We start from the raw sequence: 18,486 nt of genomic DNA, 5'->3' as shown, positions 1-18,486 counted from the left end.
GAGGTGCCAAGAAAAATAAAAAGCAAAATCACTTGCTATTAGGTTTGCTTATAGTTATAATAAATTAACAACAAAACATGAGGGAGTAACTAGCAGTTATTTCTGCGGCAATGTCGTCAACAAGATTAAATCTGGTATTGCCTGAAAAAGTGAGACTCGTGGATGTTCGCATTTTAGTGTGGACATGCACGGGTCTCTTTTTTTAAAAAGCCCCTGTGTGTCGAAAAATAAGGAGGAACACATGAAAGCTACAAAAGTTAATTACTACAACCAGAGCGTGGAAGATGTGCTGAAAGCTCAAGGCAGTTCTCCAGAAGGATTGACCGATGCACAAGTCCAAGAAAGTTTAACCAAGCACGGCGCTAATCAGTTAGAGACTAAGAAAAATACAAGTCTCTTACAAAAGTTCATCGCTCAGTTTAAAGATTTAATGATCATTGTATTGATTGCGGCGGCCATAGTATCCGTGTTTGTGGGTGAAGGCGTTGACGCCATCATCATTTTACTGGTGGTTGTGCTGAATGCGATTTTTGGTGTTTTTCAGGAAACAAAAGCTGAAGAGGCAATTGCGGCCTTAAAGGAACTTTCCGCGCCTCAAGCTCATGTTAAACGAAACGGAAAAGTAGAAACTATCAAGAGCGAAGATGTGGTTCCTGGCGATATTGTTTTGCTGGAAGCTGGCGATATTATTCCTGCCGATTTGCGTTTAATTGAGTCTGCTGGTTTAAAAATGGAAGAAGCCGCCTTAACTGGTGAGTCTGTCCCAGTTGAAAAACAAATTGCAGCTTTAAAGGATAGTAAGTTGCCAATCGGTGATCAAACTAACATGGCCTTCATGAATAGTAATGTCACGTACGGTCGTGGTAGTGGCGTGGTTGTTGGTACTGGGATGCATACTGAAGTTGGCCAAATTGCAGATATGATCAACAATGCCGAAGAAACGACAACCCCGCTGCAGCACAATTTAACGCAGCTGAGTAAAGTTTTAACTGGTTTAATTTTAGTGATTGCAGCCATTGTTTTCGTGGTGGGGATGATTCGGGGAAACGAAAGCCTAATTAATATGTTGCTGACGGCAATTTCTTTAGCCGTTGCTGCTATTCCTGAAGGCTTGCCAGCCATTGTCACGATTACCTTAGCATTAGGTACGCAACGAATGGCCAAACGACATGCAATCATTCGAAAATTACCAGCCGTTGAGACTTTGGGTGGGACCCAAATCATTGCGTCTGATAAAACGGGAACGTTGACCCAAAACAAAATGACTGTTGAAAAAGTTTTTGTGAATAATCAATTGAAAGACACCGCGGATGTCGATCCAAAAGATTATCCTTACAACCATTTGTTTGAGTTAATGGTGTTAAATAATGATACCAAACAAACTAAAGAAGGTTTGATTGGTGATCCTACCGAAACGGCTTTAATTCAATTTAATTTGGATAAACATGAAAATGTCGAAAAATTAATTAGCTCAGAAAAAAGAGTTGCCGAAGTCCCATTTGATTCTGAACGTAAATTGATGTCCACATATAATCAATTGGAAGATGGACGATTTTTACAAACGGTCAAGGGTGCCCCAGATGAATTACTACAACGAACAACATTGTTTGAAGAGGGCGAAGAAATCAAATCAATGGATGACGCCGAGCGTAAACTTGTTTTGGACACAAACCATAAATTGGCAACCCAGGCGATTAGAGTGCTGGGATTTGCATATCAAATTGTGGATGAAATCCCAGCAACCTTGGCGTCTGAAGTGGTCGAACAAGAATTAATTTTTGCTGGCCTAATCGGGATGATTGATCCCGAACGTCCTGAAGTAGCACAGGCTGTGGAAGAAGCTAAACAGGCTGGAATTCGCCCATTAATGATTACAGGTGATCATCGCGATACTGCGGCGGCAATTGCCAAACGTTTGGGTATTATTGAAGAAGGCGATGATCAAGCAGTTATATCTGGAACTGAATTGGATGAAATGGATGATAAAACCTTTGCTAAAAAAGTTAACCAGTATTCGGTTTATGCGCGTGTGGCCCCTGAACACAAAGTACGAATTGTAAATGCTTGGCAAAAACAAGGCAAAGTTGTGGCGATGACCGGAGATGGTGTGAATGATGCGCCTTCCCTTAAGCAGGCTGATATTGGGGTTGCCATGGGGATAACAGGTACCGAAGTTTCAAAAGGTGCCAGTGATATGATTTTGGCAGATGACAACTTCTCAACAATTGTGGTGGCAGTTGAAGAAGGACGAAAAGTGTTTGCCAATATTCAAAAAGCAATTCAGTATCTCTTGTCTGCAAACTTGGGTGAAGTTTTGACGTTGTTTGTCATGACAATGATGGGTTGGCAAATTCTTGCGCCAGTTCACATTTTATGGATTAATTTAGTAACTGATACCTTCCCAGCAATTGCGTTGGGATTGGAACCCGCAGAAAAGAATGTGATGAAACGAAAGCCGCGAGGAAGAGCAAGCAACTTCTTGTCTGGTGGGGTCGCAAGTAATGTGATTTATCAAGGACTGTTAGAAGGACTGATTACCTTGACAGTTTATGGTCTTGCCATCTTGTATCCGGTGCATGCTTCTTATGCTCAGGCACATGCAGATGCGTTGACCATGGCATTTGCAACATTAGGGTTAATTCAGTTGTTCCATGCCTTTAACTCAAAATCCATTCATGGCTCAATTTTTAGTGCAACTACTTTGAAAAATAAATTCTTTAATTGGTCAATTGTGGTATCGTTTATATTGTTGGCCGCTACCATAGTGGTTCCTGGTTTGAATGATATTTTCCACGTGAGTCATTTGGATCTGCACCAGTGGGCAATTGTTGGTGGTGCTTCATTATCAATTATTGTAATTGTTGAAATCGTGAAATGGTTCCAACGAAGATTTGCAGCTCGCTAATAATTAGAATTGGAGATATTAAAATGCGTAAAAGTAATCCGCAAGGGTATGCTAATTTGCTCAATCGGGTAATGGAATCGTCTGAACAAATGGGTGAAGAGGTTGATCCTCATTTTCAAGATTTCAAGAAAACATTAGCTTTAAAGGGAATTGATCCTTTAAGTGATCGTGACCTACATGAGATTGTCACCATTTTCAAAAAAGCAGTTGATCTGTATAAGCAAAATGTCGAAACTTTAAAAAAAGCAAAACCACCAGTTCAAATTTTAGGACGCCATAAGCAGTTAACTAGTGCTTATGAGACGTATGCCCAGGATTGTGAATTAATGCTAACTAGCATTGATGAAGCAAATAAAAAGATTGATTCTGAGCAGTTTAGTAAAGCAGAACAGGCTCAGGATAAGGATATGGATGCCGTTTCAAAAGCCTTTGATCGTATTATGGCAATGATGATGGGCTAAAATAACCAACAAAAACTAGGAAAAATAAATTCCTAGTTTTTTTGTATAGTGAAAATGGAAAATAGAATGAATGGGCCTGTATGCTATACTTATTACTATGTGTTGTTGAGAACGAAATGATTAGTTTGGAGTGAATTTTTTGGAAGATCGAATTGTAAAAATTGTTGAAAAACAACTATCAGATATGCGGCCAAAACAGATTCATGCAGCATTGAATCTTTTGGATGAGGGCGATACAGTTCCTTTTATTGCGCGCTATCGAAAAGAGCGAACGGGCAGTTTAGATGAAGTCCAGATTCGTCAAATTCAGACAAGCTATAATAAAGCAGAAACGCTAGAAAAACGAAGGGATGATGTTTTAAAACTCATTTCTGAACAGGGTAAATTGACACCAGATTTAGAAAAGCAAATTAAATCAGCAGATAAATTACAAACGGTGGAAGATCTGTATTTACCATACAAGCAAAAGCGCCGGACAAAAGCGACGATTGCCAAGGAGAAAGGACTTGAACCATTTGCTTTTTGGCTGATGACCTTTCCTCAGAGTGATTTGACAGCTAAGGCCAGTGAATTCATTAATGCCGACAAAAAGGTCACAACTGTTGAAGATGTTTTTTCCGGTGCCCATGAAATTTTAGCGGAAGCTTTTGGTGATAGTGCTGGATTCCGAGATTGGATTCGAAATTACACCCGTAAAAATGGCCGCTTTGTTTCTCAAGTGAAATCTAAGGGAAAAGAAAAAGATGAAGAAGGCGTTTATCAACTTTATTATGAATTTGATGAATCTCTTTCTAATATGGTGTCACACCGTGTTTTAGCCATTAACCGAGGCGAAAAAGAGGGCGTTTTAAAAGCCCAAATTAAAGTTGATGAAGCCGCTATCATGCGGTATTTACATTTTCGGATTATTGGCAGTCATGAAGGGCCGGCAGTGACGCAACTTCAAGATGCTTATGAGGATGCTTACAAGCGGTTTATCGGCCCCGCAATAGAGCGTGAACTCCGAAATGAATTAAGTGAAGAAGCTAATACACAGGCAATCAACGTGTTTGGCGAGAACTTGTACCATTTGTTGATGCAAGCACCAATTAAAGGAAAAGTGGTTTTGGGATTTGATCCTGCTTACCGAACAGGCTGTAAGTTAGCTATCATGGATCCTAACGGGAAGTTCTTAGCGAAAAAGGTGATTTATCCGCATAAACCTGCCTCACAAACTAAACGGCAGGCGGCTGCTGGAGAATTCAAACAATTTTTGGAAGACTACCACGTTGAGATGATTGCCATTGGAAACGGAACAGCTAGTCGTGAATCTGAAGAATTCGTTTCGTCAGTATTAAAAACGATTGATCGGAAGATTTATTATGTGATTGTAAACGAAGCTGGAGCATCAGTTTATTCAGCAAGTAAGGCTGCTCGGGATGCCTTTCCTGAATTACATGTTGAGGAACGAAGCGCCATTAGTATCGGGCGACGTCTTCAGGATCCCCTTGCGGAATTAATTAAAATTGACCCTAAGGCAGTTGGGGTTGGTCAGTATCAACATGACGTGCCCCAAAAAGAATTAACCAGTCAATTAGATACAGTGATTGAAACGGCCGTCAACCAAGTGGGGGTCAACTTAAACACAGCCAGTCCTCAATTGTTGGAACACATTTCTGGTTTGACCAAAACAACTGCCCAAAATATTGTGAACTGGCGTGATGAAAACGGCAGTTATGAAGCTCGAAATCAATTAAAGAAAGTCCCTCGTTTGGGACCGAAAGCTTATGAACAATCAGTTGGTTTCTTAAGAATTGTTCAGGGGAAAAATGCGCTTGATAATACAGACATTCATCCAGAAAGCTACAAGGCTGCTAAAAAGTTATTAACTGAAGTTGGGTTAAGTTTGGATCAGATTGGGACTCCAGAAGCTGCACAAGCATTTAAACAGTTAGATCTTAACCAAACAGCAGCTGACTTAGAGATTGGTGTCGAAACCCTTCAAGATATTATTGCCGGATTAGAAAAACCAGGGCGCGACTTGCGCGATGGTATGCCTGCTCCGCTGTTGAGAAGCGACGTGCTTACTTTAGAGGATTTAAAGGTAGGGATGAAACTGCAAGGGACGGTTCGAAATGTGGTTGATTTTGGGGCCTTTGTCGATATCGGGGTTAAACAAGATGGGCTAGTTCATGTATCTAAGTTAACCAAGAAATTTATTAAGAATCCAGGTGAAGCTGTTTCAGTTGGTGATGTCGTCACCGTTTGGGTTGAAAGTGTTGATTTAGACCGACATCGAATTCAACTCACCATGTTAGATCCGGCTGACGCAACAAGTAAATGACAGATTATGAATTACAAAAATTAGTGGAAGAAGTTTCAGAAACTGATTTTCACCGAAAATTTACGCATGAAGCCTACTTTAATTCACGTTTGCGCACTACAGGTGGTCGTTATCAGTTACAGACCCACAACATTGATATTAATCCTCGGATGTTATCAGAACATGATTTACCGACTTTAATTGGCATTATAAAACATGAATTGTGCCACTATCATTTGCACCTGACGCATCAAGGCTATCAGCATCGGGATGCTACGTTTAGGCACTTATTGCGGCAGGTCGGTGGCTCGCGTTTCGCTCCAGCAAGCCCTGTAAAAAGCCGAAAGAAAGTCCGATTGATTTATGTTTGTCAGCAATGTGGTCTTCGTTATCCGCGTCAACGACACATTGATTTGAAAAAATATCGGTGTGGAAAATGTGGGGGTAGATTGCAACTTGTTCAAGCAAGTTAACGTGATTTTAAGGAAAAAGGTTGTAACTATTACCGTTTTTTGCTAATATAGTTTAGGTAATAGTTTTGTTGCACCCATGGCGGAATTGGCAGACGCGCAAGATTAAGGATCTTGTCGGGAGTTCTCCCGGTGGAAGTTCGAATCTTCTTGGGTGCATAATAGGTTTTAAAAAGGTAAGGAATTTATTCCTTACTTTTTTTCTCGCCAAAAATAGGAATACACAAAATTTAAAAATTAACTTTGTGTCGTAAGATTGGTTAAGTAAGCGTTATAAATCTTGAAAAGGTTAATTTCTGTATTAATTGACACAGTATGCTAAACTGATACTGTCTTGTGCAAGTGTATCAACACAGTATCAAAAGATGAGGGTCATCATATGAAAAGAAAAGATCGAATTTATGAATTTGTTTCAGAAAAAACAACTGGTAGTACGGTAACAGAATTGAGCGAGGGTGCCGCTGTAACAACTGAGGAAGTTGCCAATGCGTTGGATTTAATTCGTTCTAATGTGAGCAAGGAATTAAATCAGCTGGTTCGTGAAAACAAACTGACCAAGATTTCTGGACGACCAGTACGATACTGTCGTTTAGTGGAAGAAAATCAAGCTGGGGTCAAAGAAGTTGTAACCTCTCCTTTGGCAGAAGGAAAACGGCGCATTCATAGTGGCCTTGAAAAGCGTGAAATTTCAGAGCAAACAATACACCCCATTAATGAAATTAGCGATGTGTTTGAACACATGATTGGCAACAGTTCCAGTATGCACAACCAAATTGAGCAGGCTAAGGCAGCCATTTTATACCCCCCGCGTGGTTTGAATACATTAGTGATTGGTCCAACCGGTTCTGGGAAAACTTATTTTGCGAATGCTATGTTTGAATTTGCCAAACAACAGCAGCTGATTAAAAAAACAGATGAGTTAATTACGTTTAACTGTGCTGACTATTCACATAATCCAGAGTTATTAATGTCGCATTTATTCGGTTATGTGAAGGGCGCGTTTACCGGCGCTAATGAAGATAAAGACGGCTTGATTCAAGAGGCAGATAACGGGATGCTTTTCTTAGATGAAGTTCACCGGTTGCCACCTGAAGGTCAAGAAATGATTTTTTATTTCATGGATCACGGAACCTACAGCAAACTTGGCGAAACTTCAAAGATACATCATGCAAATGTGCGGTTAGTTTGTGCCACAACTGAAGATCCTGAAAGCTCGCTTCTAAAGACGTTTGTTCGTCGAATTCCGATTACAATTCAGTTACCAGCATTTAACAAGCGAAGTGCAAAGGAACGAATTGAACTTTTGAAGGCTTTATTAAGTATTGAAGCCAATCGGACACACAAACAAATTACTTTAACGGAAGATGTTGTACAGTCCTTGTTGGGCAGTGTCACTTATGGAAACGTGGGTCAGTTAAAGTCTAATATTCAGTTGGTTTGTGCGCGTGGATTTTTGAATAATATTGAGAATAAGGGTGAAATCATGATTTCGGTGGACGATTTACCACCGAATATTAAGGACGGTTTAGTTCATTTAGCTGCTAATCGTCGTGACTCTGGTGAGATTTCTAAATTATTGGAACCTTACATGACGATTCAACCGGATTCTGATACACACGTTTTGACCAACCGGAACGATAGTTATGAATTACCGTATAATTTATATGAAATTATTGGAGATAAAGCCACATTACTGCGGCAGCAAGGCTTAGATCAGGATCACATTAATCATTTTATTAAAACGGATATTAATCTTCATTTAAAAACATTTTCACCGGATGAAGATGATATGCGGGCAGAAGCTAAATTGGCCGAAATTGTGGACCAAAATATCATTGACTTCACAAAAGAGATCCAGACTAAGATTGAAAAGGAATTGAACTATCGTTTTCGCGATAATTTCCTTTATGCCATGAGCTTGCATATTAGTTCCTTCATTAAACGGATTCAGTCTGGGAAGCCGATGCGGACCATGAGTAAAGATTTGGTCGCGATGGTGGAGGATTATCCAAATGAAATGAAAGTAGCTCAAGAAATTAAAACGCAGTTAGAAAATCGGTACAATGTCCCAATTCCAGAGTCGGAAAGTTATTATTTGGCAATTCTATTGGTATCTTTAAAAATTGCACCAACTTCTGGTAAGGTGGGCATTGTCGTTGCAGCACATGGAAGCAGCACGGCGACTTCCATGGTTCAGGTTGTTTCCCAATTATTATCGGATAACTCCGTTCAATCATTCGATATGCCATTAGATATGGAGCCCCAAACAGCCTATAAAGAAATTGTGGACTGTGTCAAACGAGCAGATGAGGGTAACGGTGTGTTGCTTTTAGTTGATATGGGTTCGCTAAGCACGTTTGGAAATAAGATTACCGATGAAACCCATATTCCAGTCAAAGTGATTGATATGGTGACCACAGCCATGGTCTTGGAAGCTGCGCGCAAGGCATCCTTTATTGATACCGATTTGGCGGCGATTTATTCAGAGTTGCGTGAATTTCATGGTTACTCACGGATTAATGTTTCTACAGAACAGAAAGAAAAACACGTTGATTTATCGGAAAAACCTGTGCCGGGAACTATGCAACCTAAAGCAATTGTGGCAATTTGTTCAACTGGTGAAGGGACAGCAAAAAAGATCAAAAACATTTTAGATCAATTATTGGTTGAAAATTTGATTGATGATATTAAGGTGATCCCAATTTCGTTGGTTGGAATGGATCATCATCTGAAAAAAATCCAAGCTAAGTATCAGGTGATTGCAACCACTGGGATTACCCATCCTAATATTCAGGTACCATTTATGCCATTACAAAAAGTTCTTCAAGGTGGCGGTAAGGCCTTCATTAATAAAGTGGTTGAACGGGACTCAATTCAATCAATTGAAGATCATCAAGACGTAAAGTTGACTAAAGAACTTTGTTGGCAATATTTGGACGAATTTTATACTTTTATTAATCCCCACAAAATTACGGATGTTCTGTGGCAATACATTGATCAGCTACAAAGTGACACACAAAAGAAATTTAACGAATCTTTTAAAATCAATCTGATCATGCATATCGCTGGTGCGATTGAACGAACCGTTACCAAAGGGGAAATTTCCGCGCCAAAAGCAGAATTGGAAAAATTGAGTAAATCTGAATGGTATCCAGCGGTTGAAGCCGTTAATGAGAGCCATCTTCGGAGAATTCGGATTGATTTACCAGTTGAGGAAGTTTACTACATTGTTAAACTTCTAGAAACTTGGCAGACTAAGGAAGAAAATCCGGATCAGCCTGTTTCTGGAAATGCAACGCTAGCCCGAAAATAGATGGTTAACGGACTAAATAACACACAAGATTGATACATAAGTAGTGTATCAATCTTGTGTGTTATTTTTAATTGCTTTAAAGTAGGCGTTTTCATCTAGTGTATCTTGGCACGGTTTTTGCTTATATATAAGTGAGTGCAAATAATGATGGTCTTGTACTTAAGTGTCAATGTCTGTCCAACAGATAAATTTAGTTACAGGTTATTAAGAAATTATTCGTTATATTTTTGTTTACTGTAACAATCATAATAGGAGGTATAAAAATGGTAGGGATTATCATTGCTAGTCATGGTGAATTCGCCAATGGGATCTTACAATCCGGTTCAATGATTTTCGGAGAACAAAAGGATGTTAAGGCCGTTACATTAAAACCCAGCGAAGGACCCGATGATATTAAAGGAAAATTGGAAGAGGCAATTGCTTCTTTCGAAAACCAAGATGAGGTATTGTTCTTAGTTGATCTCTGGGGTGGAACACCTTTCAATCAAGTAAATAACTTGTTTGAAGCTCACAAAGACAAATGGGCGATTGTTGCCGGATTGAACTTACCAATGTTAATTGAGGCATATGCTTCAAGAATGTCTATGGATAGTGCCCGTGATATTGCAGCACACATTATCGAAACAGGTGTTGAAGGCGTTAAAGTTCGTCCAGAAGAATTACAGCCTAAAGAAAAGGCTGCTGCAGCTTCCGCACAACCATCAAATGCAGGAGCACCTGGTAAACTTGAGTACGTTTTAGCACGTATCGATTCACGTTTGTTACATGGTCAGGTCGCAACAGCTTGGACAAAGACTACCAACCCTACTCGAATTATCGTCGTTTCGGATAACGTTGCCCACGATGATTTGCGTAAGAGTATGATCCAACAGGCTGCACCATCTGGTGTTAAAGCTCATGTTGTGCCAATTGATCAAATGATTAAATTGGCAAAAGATGACAAACATTTTGGTGGCCAACGTGCCTTGTTACTTTTTGAAACACCTCAAGATGCCCTTAGAGCAATTGAGGGTGGCGTACCTTTGAAGACATTGAATATTGGTTCAATGTCACATTCAGTTGGTAAAGTTCAACCAAATACAGTTTTGGCTTTTGATCAAAATGATATTGATACCTTTGCTAAGTTGAAAAAAGACGGCGTCGACTTCGATGTTCGTAAAGTCCCAACTGATTCAAAGGGTAACATGGAAGATATTCTTCAAAAAGCACAAAGTGAGTTAAACAAACAGAAGAAAGCTTAATATTCAAGAAAAAACGGAGGAATAATCATGACATTAAATGCTATTCAAGTGATATTAGTGATTTTTGTATCATTTCTAGCTGGTATGGAAGGAATTTTGGATGAATTTCATTTTCATCAACCAGTTATTGCATGTACCTTAATTGGTTTAGTAACAGGTAACTTAGTTCCATGCATGATCTTAGGTGGATCACTTGAAATGATCGCTTTAGGTTGGGCAAATATCGGTGCTGCTGTTGCGCCTGATGCTGCTTTAGCATCTGTTGCTTCTGCAATTATTTTAGTTCTTGGTGGCCAAGGCAGAGCCGGAGTTCCATCTGCTATTGCTATTGCTATTCCACTTTCAGTTGCCGGCTTATTATTAACAATTATCGTGCGTACCATTGCAACTGCTGTCGTTCATTTGATGGATGCTGCTGCAGAACGTGGAAGTATTCGCGGTGTTGAAGGATGGCAATTATTCGCTGTATGTATGCAAGGTGTGCGTATTGCAATTCCTGCAGCTTTAATCTTAGCCGTTGGTGCTGGTCCCGTTAAAGGAATGCTAGATGCAATGCCAAGTTGGTTGACAGATGGTTTGGCAATTGGTGGTGGTATGGTTGTTGCCGTAGGTTATGCTATGGTTATCAACATGATTGCAACTCGTGAAGTATGGCCATTCTTTGCCATTGGATTTGTTTTAGCAACCATTAGTGAATTAACTCTCATTGCTCTTGGTGCTATTGGTTTGTCACTTGCTCTTATCTACTTATCACTTTCTCAACAAGGTGGTTCTAACAATAACGGCGGTGGTTCAAACACTGGTGATCCAGTCGGCGATATCATAGATCACTATTAGGGAAAAGGAGGATAACACAAAATGGCTGATAATAAACAATTAAAATTAACACGTAGAGATCACATTTCGATCTGGTTGCGTCAGACCTTCATTCAAGGTTCTTGGAACTATGAACGTATGCAAAATGGTGGTTGGTGTTACTCACTAATCCCAATGATCAAGCGCTTATATAAAACAAAAGAAGAACGTTCAGCAGCATTAAAACGTCATTTAGTATTCTTTAACACTCATCCATATTTAGCTTCACCAATCATCGGTGTTACGATGGCTCTTGAAGAGGATCGTGCAAATGGTGCACCAATTGATGATGCAACCATTCAAAACGTTAAAGTTGGTATGATGGGACCCTTTGCTGGTATCGGAGATCCTGTGTTCTGGTACACTGTAAAACCAATTATTGGTGCCGTTGCAGCTTCACTTGCAATGGGTGGCAATATTATGGGACCTATCTTGTATTTCGTTGTATGGAACGTCATTCGTATGGGCTTCATGTGGTACACACAAGAGTTTGGTTATCGTGCAGGTAGTGAAATCACTAAAGATTTATCTGGTGGTCTTTTACAAAATGTTACCAAAGTAGCTTCCATTGTTGGTATGTTTGTCATTGGTGCCTTAATTAACCGGTGGGTTGTGGTTAAGTTCACGCCCGTTGTCTCAACAGTTAAACAGGCTAAAGGTGCTTATATTGACTGGAGTCATCTTCCATCCGGATTTGCTGGAGTCAAAGAAGCTTTGATTCAACAAGCCGCTGGTCGGTCCTTAACAATTGATAAAGTGACTACTTTGCAAGATAACTTGGATCTTTTGATTCCAGGATTAGCCGCAGTTTTGCTAACATTCTTATGTATGTGGTTATTAAAGAAGAAAGTTTCTCCATTGGTTGTTATTCTTGGATTATTCGTTGTCGGTGTTGTATTCCATATTATTGGTTTAATGTAAAATTAAATTAGTTTAACAGATATAACCTGATGATTAACATTCAGAATATGAATGAAGATCTTGAATAAGTAAAGTCAGAAATGATTTTACTTATTTTTTTAATTTAAGTTTTTTGATCGTTAATTGATTGTTTTGCGTAAATTAGCAAAACGCCTTATAATTATGGTCATTAAGAGGAAGAAATGGAGTAAATTTAAATGCCACAATCAATTAATACAAAAGTTGATTTAGTTATGGAAGGAACCTCATTTTTGGGGATGACCGATTACGGGAAAATTATGATTGGTAATCACGGATTTGAATTCTTTAATGATCGCGATGTTCGGAAATTTGTTCAAGTTCCGTGGGCCGAAGTGGATTACGTCATCGTTTCGGTTATTTTTAAGGGTAAATGGATTCCAAGATTTGCCATTAAAACAAAGAAAAACGGAACCTATTCATTTTCCGCAAAGGATCCCAAAAAGGTTTTACGTGCTATTCGTAAGTATATTGATCCCAGTCATATTGTGCGTTCTTTGGGTATGTGGGATATCATTAAACGACTCTTTACAAGAAAAAGTCGCAGGTAGAGGTTAAGTAGACCACATCATTCAAAATGTGTTTGATTAAATAAAAGGGGACTTATTTTTATGATTGCATATATTATTGCAGGACATGGCGATTTTGCTGAAAGTATCATGAATTCTTCATTTATGATTTTTGGAAAACAAGAAGAGGTTCAGGCAATTAATTTTCAGCCAAATGAAGATCCGGAAGAATTAGAAGCACAGTACAAAAAAAGTGTGGCTGATTTTTCTTCGGAAGATCAGATTGTATTTTTAGTTGATTTATATGGTGGGACACCATTTAATGTGGCCACACAGATTGTGGCGGAAAATGCAGGCCGAATGACCTTGATTGCGGGTCTGAATTTACCAATGTTAGTTGAAGCATACACTGTTCGTGATCAATCAATTGACACTGTTGTCAATCACTTGGAAAAAACTGCTAAAGCAGGGGTTCGTCATTTAGAAATTCAAGATGGCGATAAATAATGCCAATGGAAATATTATTAGCGCGAGTGGATAGCCGGCTGTTACATGGACAAGTTGCTACCTCATGGACTAAAAGTGTGCATCCTAATCGCATTTTAGTGGTTTCTGACACAGTGGCAAATGACGAGCTCCGAAAGACGTTAATTACACAGGCGTCGCCAATGGGAGTTCCTACAAATGTGATCACCATTGAAAAAATGTTGCGTCTCTACCAAGAGCCAATGTTTGATTCATTTAAGGTTCTACTGTTGACGGAAACAATGCAAGATATGCTGCGTTTAGTTAAGGGTGGTGTTGATTTGCATGCGTTGGGTATCGATGTGGGCAGTTTAGCATTTTCTGAAGGCATGACCATGCTAAATGATACGATTGCAGTCGGTGAAAAAGAAGTAGATGCCATTCGTTCCTTGACTGAGTTGGGATTAAATGTGTTTGCTCAAAAAGTACCGAGTGATGGAAAGAAAGATATCTTGCCAATGCTTGAAAAAAACAAGTTGTAGTGATGAAGATTGTGTCAGTGAGGGAGTGACTTACTGAGACAGTCTTTTTTTGCTGAAAAGCTAATTTATTATAAAGATTTACATGGGAATTTCTTCAAATTCGCCAATCCCCAAAAAGATTGGTAAAATAAAGAAAATAGGTTAAGTGAGGAATGAAAGAATGACGGTACATGTTAAGATTGCAGCAACGGGGCATTACGTTCCTGAACGAATTGTCGATAATTTTGAATTAAGCAAAATTATGGATACTAGCGATGAATGGATTCAGATGCATACAGGAATTCAAACGCGCCACTTTGCCATGCATAATGAGAACACATCTGATTTATGTGTGCAGGTGGGAAACCAACTTTTAAATAAGAGTGGGTTGAAAGCAACAGACATTGACTTGATTTTGGTTTCAACAATCACACCTGATAGTTTAACGCCAGCAACAGCTTGTATTGTTCAGGATAAGCTTGGAGCTAACAATGCGTTTGCAATGGATATTTCAGCAGCTTGTGCTGGTTTTGTATTTGGATTAAGTACAGCCGAAAAGTTCTTAAGATCTGGCCGGTACCACAATGCACTCGTTATAAGTGGCGAAACCAATTCTAAGGTGATGGATTTCACAGATCGAACTTCCGCAGTCTTCTTTGGGGATGGCGCTGGTGGCGCACTTTTAGAAGTGACGGGAAACCCTGAAGAAGAATTTTTTGTTGATGAAAAATTGCAGAGTGTTGGAAGCCAACATCAAACCATTCACAGTGGCAGAATTGCTCCCATTCAAGAAATAGCAGCAACTAACTATCCAAAACTAGATGCCTTCTATCAAGATGGGCGGTCCGTATTTTCATTTGCGACTGAAACTGTGCCGACGCAAATGAAACAAATTTTGAGTAAGAATCAGTTAAACGCGGATACAATTGACGCGGTTATTTGTCATCAAGCCAATCTTCGGATTATCGAAAAAATTAGCGATATATTGGCAATTCCAATGTCTAAGTTTCCGGTCAATGTCACGGAGTATGGCAATACCTCATCAGCTGGAATACCAATGGCCTTAGATCAATTAAAACGTGATCCAAAACGGTCAAAAAAGGTTTTATTAACTGGATTTGGGGCTGGTCTCGATTATGCGAGCATGTTGATTAGCTTCTAGGAGGTTATCAGAATTGAAGTTAGAAGATCTCAATAAATTATTAGATAAATTAGAACAAATGAATTTTAGTGAGGTAGAACTTGAAATTGACCAAACTAAAATTCATGTAAAAAAGGGGTTTGATGCCACAACTAAACAAATGGTTTCAGTTAAACCAGAGCAAAGTCAAAGGGATGTAACTTCTGATGAGTTTGTCATTAAAAGTCCCATGGTGGGAATTGTGCACTTCGAAACACCTTTGAAAAATGGCCAGAAAGTGAGTGCCGGTGATGTCGTCGCTCAAATTGAAAGTATGAAATTATTTAATGATGTCACTAGTCCGCGTGGTGGTCTAATTGATGACGTAAGGGTTCAAGATGGTGATTCAGTTGAGTTTGACCAGCCATTATTATCAATAAAAAAGGATAAGTAATTATGTTTAAAAAAGTATTGATTGCGAATCGTGGCGAAATTGCCGTGCGTATCATTAAAGCATGCCATCAATTGAATATCGTAGCTGTGGCTGTATATTCAACAGCCGATCGACAAGCACAATTTGTAAGGCTTGCTGATGAATCTGTCTGCATTGGCCCAGCTAGTGCAAAAAATTCCTATCTTAATCGAGAAGCAATTCTAATGGCCGGAATCAATACAAATGCGGATGCAGTTCATCCAGGATATGGTTTTTTATCTGAAGATGAGCTGTTTGCACAAATGTGTGAAGAATGTGGTATGACGTGGATTGGTCCCCAAGCTAGTCTTATTCATGATTTTTCAGACAAAACAAATTCACGAAGAATTGCTAAACAGCGGGGATTGCCCATTATTCCAGGCTCAGGCATGATTACTAGTGAGACTCAGTTGTATGATCAAGCAAACAAGCTAGGGTATCCAATATTATTGAAAGCTAGTCATGGCGGGGGTGGTAAGGGAATTCGCATGGCACATTCTGCCAAAGAGTTGTTTGCTAAATATCAAATTGTGAAAGAAGAGGCAGATTCCTCCTTTTTAGACGGGTCGATTTATTTGGAAAGGGATTTTGAAGATGCTCGTCATATTGAAGTTCAAGTGTTAGGACTACCGGATAAACTCTTAATTTTAGGTGATCGGGATTGCAGTTTACAACGTCATCGCCAAAAAATTATTGAAGAAAGTAATGCTAGTGTACTGACAAAACCAGAGCGCCAAGAACTTTACAAACTGGTCCACCAGTTATTGGATGATGCCAATTATCAAAGTCTTGGCACAGTCGAATTTTTGTTGGTTCAACACCAGTTTTATTTTCTGGAGATGAATACCCGCTTACAAGTGGAACATAGTATCACTGAAGAAACCAGTGGTGTTGATATTGTTCAAGCCCAAATAAAAGCTGCGGCACATAATTCTTTAGGATTTTCCTATGTAACTTTTGATGGTCATGCCATTGAATGCCGATTAAACGCAGAAAACGATTTGACAAATTTTGTCTTTGAGACGGGAAAGTTGCAAACATTTTTAATGCCAACGGGAGTTCGTGTGGATACTGGTTTGCAGAGTGGTGATAAAGTCACCCCGTTTTATGATCGCTTGTTGGCAAAAATTATTGTTTATGCTCCAGATCGGGATCAGGCGATTCGACAAATGCAAAAGGCTTTATCCCAAGTAGAAGTTTGTGGTATTGGAACAAATTTAACTGAATTAAAACGCGTGGTGGCCAGTCAAAAATTTGTTACGGATCAGTACGATATTCATTCAGTAGGTAAGCTGATGGAGGAATCAAATCATGAGTCATATGCCTGAAGAAAATAGTTGGCAAGTTTGTCAACATTGTGGGAAACATGTGCATGATTTACAGTGGGCACCGGATTTTCGGTGTCCATTTTGTGGTGTCCTGCAACGATTAACAGCTGACCAACGATTAAAAATCACAGTAGATGCTGGGAGTTGGCAAAAAATTGATTTGAAGTTTCAGACAACTAATTTTTTGAACTTTCCAGGTTATTCGGAAAAATTAAAAAGAGCAAAAACTACAACTGATGACGAAGAGGCTATTAAAATTGGGATCGCCAATATTGGTGGCTTTCCAGTAGCAATGGGTGTGATGGACAGTCACTTCATGATGGGAACTTTGAACACAACGGTAGGTAGTGCCATTAAACAAATCATGCAAATTGCAATTGAACAACAATTACCATTGATTTTTTTCGTTGCTTCCGGTGGAGCTCGAATGCAAGAAGGCATTTTTTCATTACTACAGATGAACACAATCTTAAATCAGTGGCCAGATTTGGAAACAACCAAACATGTTGTGATTAACGTTTTAACTGATCCAACGATGGGGGGTGTTTCCGCAAGTTTTGGATTTAAAGCAGATTATGTTCTGGCAGAGGATCACGCTCAAATTGGTTTTGCTGGGAAAAGAGTCATTGGCCAAACCACCCATGAAAAGCCTGCAGAGAATTTTCAAACGGCAGAAGATTTGCTGACCCATGGGTTGGTGGATCAAGTTGTAGCACGTGAGAATATGAGAACTAAGTTGATTACGCTGTTGCGTTTACATAGTGGGGATGATGTTCATGACTAAAACGCTAGAAGAAAAAATTAAGTTAATTCGTTCACCCAATCGTTTGACGGCCCGGCAAGTTATCAGGCAATTAATTTCAGATTTTTTTGAAGTTCACGGGGATCGGTTGCTGGGAGATGATCCAGCATTAACTGCTGGAATTGGGCTCTTTCACAAACAACCAGTGAATGTTTTGGGAATTAATCGGGGAAGCAACATTCAGCAACGGCGCGAATTAAATGGTGGCGCTGTGCGTGTGACTGGTTACCGCAAAGCATTACGAGTCGTTGAAGCGGCGGAGAAGTTTAAACGGCCTGTTATTTCACTCATCAACATGCCTGGCGCAGATGCCAGTGCATTTTCAGAAGAACATGGACAAAGTGAGGCAATTGCAGATCTTATTTTAAAAATGGGTCAGCTAAGCGTGCCTAACGTTGCCTTATTTTTAGGTGAAGGCCATAGTGGAGGTGCGTTAGCGTTTAGTAATGTCAATCAAATTTTAATGCTGGAAAATGCTTTGTTTTCGGTGGCTTCACCAGAAGCGGTACAAGCCATTTTAAAAAACCGGAACAAAACACAAGATGCCAGTGAGTTTATGCCAATGACTGCTCAGCAATTAAAAGAAATCGGGTTAGTAGATCAGATAGTAGTGGAGTCCCCGTCGAATACTTTGATGGACAGGATAGATAAAGCTATAGTAAATTCTTTGAACGAACTAGAGAAATTGAATGGCTTGCAGTTAAAGACGCAACGGTTTAAGAAATTTGAAAATATTACGCAAATATAGCTTATTTCAAGCAAAAAAAGAGAAGTACTTCAATA

General features: G+C 39.4%; 16 protein-coding genes and 1 tRNA gene. All 17 read left to right on the top strand.

What is annotated here, in order from left to right; translation table 11 throughout:
* Window positions 1-241 precede the first annotated feature (241 nt).
* Entirely contained in the window at window positions 242-2,905 is a 2,664-nt protein-coding gene (locus DD627_RS08470; RefSeq protein ID WP_260274829.1) for a cation-translocating P-type ATPase, read from the top strand.
* 23 nt (window positions 2,906-2,928) lie between these two features.
* Window positions 2,929-3,366: a hypothetical protein gene (locus DD627_RS08465; RefSeq protein WP_260274830.1), complete on the top strand. Its 438-nt coding sequence runs from the start codon at window positions 2,929-2,931 to the stop codon at window positions 3,364-3,366.
* A 184-nt stretch (window positions 3,367-3,550) separates the two neighbouring features.
* Complete coding sequence (locus DD627_RS08460) at window positions 3,551-5,689, top strand: Tex family protein (protein WP_375710194.1); 2,139 nt, start codon at window positions 3,551-3,553, stop codon at window positions 5,687-5,689.
* Complete coding sequence (locus DD627_RS08455) at window positions 5,686-6,141, top strand: SprT family protein (protein ID WP_057784629.1); 456 nt, start codon at window positions 5,686-5,688, stop codon at window positions 6,139-6,141. The genes DD627_RS08460 and DD627_RS08455 overlap by 4 nt, the downstream gene beginning before the upstream one ends.
* A 70-nt stretch (window positions 6,142-6,211) precedes the next feature.
* A tRNA-Leu gene (locus DD627_RS08450) sits at window positions 6,212-6,297 on the top strand.
* Between the two features lie 220 nt (window positions 6,298-6,517).
* Complete coding sequence (locus tag DD627_RS08445; RefSeq protein WP_260267851.1) at window positions 6,518-9,451, top strand: sigma-54-dependent transcriptional regulator; 2,934 nt, start codon at window positions 6,518-6,520, stop codon at window positions 9,449-9,451.
* 263 nt (window positions 9,452-9,714) lie between these two features.
* Window positions 9,715-10,692, top strand: coding sequence for a mannose/fructose/sorbose PTS transporter subunit IIA (locus DD627_RS08440; protein WP_068806240.1), 978 nt, complete (start codon window positions 9,715-9,717; stop codon window positions 10,690-10,692).
* A gap of 27 nt (window positions 10,693-10,719) precedes the next feature.
* A complete protein-coding gene (locus DD627_RS08435; RefSeq protein ID WP_260267852.1) occupies window positions 10,720-11,529 on the top strand; it encodes a PTS mannose/fructose/sorbose transporter subunit IIC in 810 nt (269 codons plus the stop codon).
* Window positions 11,530-11,550: 21 nt separating this feature from the next.
* Entirely contained in the window at window positions 11,551-12,468 is a 918-nt protein-coding gene (locus tag DD627_RS08430) for a PTS system mannose/fructose/sorbose family transporter subunit IID (RefSeq protein ID WP_260267853.1), read from the top strand.
* Window positions 12,469-12,665: 197 nt separating this feature from the next.
* Entirely contained in the window at window positions 12,666-13,037 is a 372-nt protein-coding gene (locus tag DD627_RS08425; protein WP_057784543.1) for a DUF956 family protein, read from the top strand.
* A 60-nt stretch (window positions 13,038-13,097) separates the two neighbouring features.
* On the top strand, window positions 13,098-13,502 hold the full coding sequence (locus DD627_RS08420; protein ID WP_057784542.1) for a PTS sugar transporter subunit IIA: 405 nt from the start codon (window positions 13,098-13,100) through the stop codon (window positions 13,500-13,502).
* Window positions 13,502-14,002, top strand: a complete 501-nt coding sequence (locus DD627_RS08415; RefSeq protein ID WP_260267855.1) for a PTS sugar transporter subunit IIB — start codon at window positions 13,502-13,504, stop codon at window positions 14,000-14,002. Before DD627_RS08420 ends, DD627_RS08415 begins: the two co-directional genes overlap by 1 nt.
* A gap of 160 nt (window positions 14,003-14,162) precedes the next feature.
* Window positions 14,163-15,143, top strand: coding sequence for a beta-ketoacyl-ACP synthase III (locus DD627_RS08410; RefSeq protein ID WP_260274831.1), 981 nt, complete (start codon window positions 14,163-14,165; stop codon window positions 15,141-15,143).
* A gap of 13 nt (window positions 15,144-15,156) precedes the next feature.
* Entirely contained in the window at window positions 15,157-15,555 is a 399-nt protein-coding gene (locus DD627_RS08405; RefSeq protein ID WP_057784539.1) for an acetyl-CoA carboxylase biotin carboxyl carrier protein, read from the top strand.
* A 2-nt stretch (window positions 15,556-15,557) separates the two neighbouring features.
* Window positions 15,558-16,901 carry an acetyl-CoA carboxylase biotin carboxylase subunit gene (locus DD627_RS08400; protein WP_260267857.1) on the top strand — a complete coding sequence of 448 codons (1,344 nt, stop codon included), beginning with the start codon at window positions 15,558-15,560 and terminating at the stop codon, window positions 16,899-16,901.
* The gene (locus DD627_RS08395) at window positions 16,885-17,685 is read left to right on the top strand and encodes an acetyl-CoA carboxylase carboxyltransferase subunit beta (RefSeq protein ID WP_260274832.1); all 801 of its coding nucleotides are present in this window, start codon (window positions 16,885-16,887) and stop codon (window positions 17,683-17,685) included. The genes DD627_RS08400 and DD627_RS08395 overlap by 17 nt, the downstream gene beginning before the upstream one ends.
* Complete coding sequence (gene accA, locus DD627_RS08390; protein ID WP_068806221.1) at window positions 17,678-18,451, top strand: carboxyltransferase subunit alpha; 774 nt, start codon at window positions 17,678-17,680, stop codon at window positions 18,449-18,451. Before DD627_RS08395 ends, accA begins: the two co-directional genes overlap by 8 nt.
* Window positions 18,452-18,486 lie beyond the last annotated feature (35 nt).

This window comes from Pediococcus sp. (genome assembly GCF_003533255.1).
Lineage (GTDB): Bacteria > Bacillota > Bacilli > Lactobacillales > Lactobacillaceae > Pediococcus > Pediococcus parvulus.
Note: the sequence above shows the minus strand (reverse complement) of the source record. Positions and strands in the feature narration are given on the sequence as shown.